Annotated in this window: 3 protein-coding genes; all 3 read left to right on the top strand. The window is 70.8% G+C overall.

All coding sequences use genetic code 11. The features are described from left to right. The coding region (locus AC1D01_RS29695; protein WP_477872828.1) for a (2Fe-2S)-binding protein at positions 1-417 on the top strand (417 nt) is incomplete at its 5' end. 36 nt (positions 418-453) lie between these two features. Beyond that, a complete protein-coding gene (locus tag AC1D01_RS29690) occupies positions 454-1,542 on the top strand; it encodes a glycoside hydrolase family 5 protein (protein WP_477872826.1) in 1,089 nt (362 codons plus the stop codon). 73 nt (positions 1,543-1,615) lie between these two features. Continuing rightward, the coding region (gene ybiB, locus AC1D01_RS29685) for a DNA-binding protein YbiB (protein ID WP_477872824.1) at positions 1,616-2,539 on the top strand (924 nt) is incomplete at its 3' end.

The following is a 2,539-nucleotide window of genomic DNA, read 5'->3' as shown; positions in this document are numbered from 1 at the left end:
GAGGTGCTGCACTACGCCGACAAGCGCCGCGGCCAGCGCCGCGCGATGCGGCTCGCGCGCCACGGTGCCGACGAGGCCCGCCTCGAAGGCTTCCTGCTCGCCGGCGACATCAGCGCCGAGGTCTGGATCAAGCCGCTGCTGCAGGACGAACTGCCGGCCCAGGCCTACGGCCGCCTGCTGCTGAGCCCCGGCGCGCGCGCGCCGGTCGCGGTGCCGGCCAGCGGCAAGCAGGTCTGCACCTGCTTCAACGTCGGCGAGCCGGCCATCCTGGCCCAGCTCGAACGCTGCAGCGGCCCCGCCGACCAGCAGCTCGCGCAGCTGCAGGGCGCGCTGAAATGCGGCACCAACTGCGGTTCGTGCATCCCCGCGTTGAAACGCATGGTCCGGTCACGCCTCCAAGCACCGGCCGCTGCCTAGAATCGCCATCGCAAAACAACGATGGAGACAGACAGCATGACGATCATGACGCGCGCAGCGCTGCTGCTGGCCTGCGCCTGCAGCCTGCTCGCCGCCTGCGCCAGCGCGCCCGCCTCGCTGGCCGACTACCCGCCGATGCCCGCCGGCGCGGCACCGGGCGCCTCGCCCCAGGCCATCGAGACCGCCCATGCGATGGGCCGCGGCGTCAACTTCGGCAACATCTTCGACGCCCCCACCGAAGGCGCCTGGAGCCTGCGCTTCGACGCGGCACTGGTCGAGAAGGCCGCCGAAGCCGGCTTCGCGAACGCCCGGCTGCCGGTGCGCTGGAGCAACCATGCGTCGGCCGACGGCGAGGCGCGCATCGATCCGGCGTTCTTCGCGCGCGTCGACGAAGCGGTCGATGCCCTGCTCGACAAGGGCTTCATCGTCGTGCTGAACATGCACCACTACCGCCAGCTCGACGGCGACAAGCTCGATGGCGGCGAGGCCCCGGTGGCCGACGGCCTGCATGCGCTGCGCTTCCTGAACATGTGGAAACAGATTGCCCAGCACTACAGCACGCGTGGCCCCAAGCTGGTGTTCGAGCTCTACAACGAGCCGCACGGCGCGCAGACCACCCGCTGGAACGACCTGGCCGCGCGCGGGCTGCAGGTGGTGCGCCGCAGCAACCCGACACGCATCGTCGTGATCGGGCCGACGCAGTGGAACAGCGCGAACGCGCTCGCGAGCCTGGTGCTGCCGAACGACGCGAACCTGATCGTCACGGTGCACAACTACGAGCCCTTCCACTTCACGCACCAGGGCGCCGAATGGGCCAGCGGCGCCGCGGCCTGGCTGGGCACGTCCTGCTGCGACGCGGCGCAGCTCGCGCAGATGCGCGGCCCGCTCGACACCGCGCTCGCCTGGTCGTTGCGCCATCGCTATCCGATCTACCTCGGCGAATTCGGCGCCTATGGCAAGGCCGCGATGGACGCACGCGCTTCCTACACCCGCCGCATGCGCGACGAGGCCGAGCGCCGCGGCTTCAGCTGGGCGTATTGGGAACTGGCATCCGGCTTCGGCGTCTACGACCCTGCGGCACGCGCCTGGCGCGAGCCCTTGAAGGACGCCTTGCTCGGCCCCTGATCTCTTAACGCATGCCTCATCAAATCGTCGTCGCGTTGGCCCGGTACTTGCGAAACTCGCTCAGGGAGAGCCCATGAGCATCACGAACTACATCAAGGAAATCGGTCGCGGCAAGGAAGGCGCCCGCTCGCTGTCACGCGAGCAGGCGCTCGACCTGATGGGCCGGGTCCTGGACGGCCAGGTCAGCGACCTCGAACTCGGCGCCTTCGCGATGGCGATGCGCATCAAGGGCGAATCGGTGGACGAGCTGGCCGGCTTCCTGCAGGCCGCCTCGGCGCGCTGCCTGCCGATCACCTGCGATCGCACCCTGGTGGTGCTGCCCTCGTACAACGGCGCGCGCAAGCTGCCCAACCTGACCCCGCTGCTCGCGCTGATGCTCGCGCAGGAAGGCGTGCCCGTGCTGGTGCATGGCATGCCCGAGGATCCGGGCCGCGTCACCACCGCCGACATCTTCCAGGTGCTCGGGCTGCCGCTCGCGCGCAGCGCCGACGACGTGGCACAGGCCTGGCGCCGCCGCGAGCCGGTGTTCATGCGCACCGATGCGCTGTGCCCGCCGCTCGCCCGCCTGCTCGATGCGCGCTGGACCATCGGCCTGCGCAACTCCGGCCACACCGTCGCGAAGCTGCTCGACCCGTGCGCGGCCGGCCAGGCGATGCGCGTCGTCAACTACACGCACCCGGAGTACGGCACGATGCTGACCGACTTCCTGCAGCGCACCACCGCGAACGCGCTGCTGATGCGCGGCACCGAGGGCGAACCGGTCGCCGACCCGCGCCGGCTGCCGCGCCTGGACGTCKTCATCGACGGCCAGCCGCGCAGCGAGCTCTCGCTGTCGGCCCACGACGGCGTGCTGCGCGAGCTGCCGGTGCTGCCGCGCACCTGCGATGCGGCCACCACCGCGATGTACATCCAATCGGTCATCAGCGGCGAGAAGCCGGCGCCCGCGCCGCTGACGCAGCAGGTGGCCTGCCTGCTCGACAGCCTCGCGGCGCTGGAG

This window comes from Rhizobacter sp. P3_B12 (assembly GCF_056402895.1).
The sequence above is the reverse complement of the archived record's forward strand: the minus strand, read 5'-3'. Positions and strand labels throughout refer to the sequence as shown.

Excerpts from the sequence above, each read along its gene's own strand:
- AC1D01_RS29690 (WP_477872826.1), top strand. The coding sequence starts at position 454 with ATGACGATCATGACGCGCGCAGCGCTGCTGCTGGCCTGCGCCTGCAGC.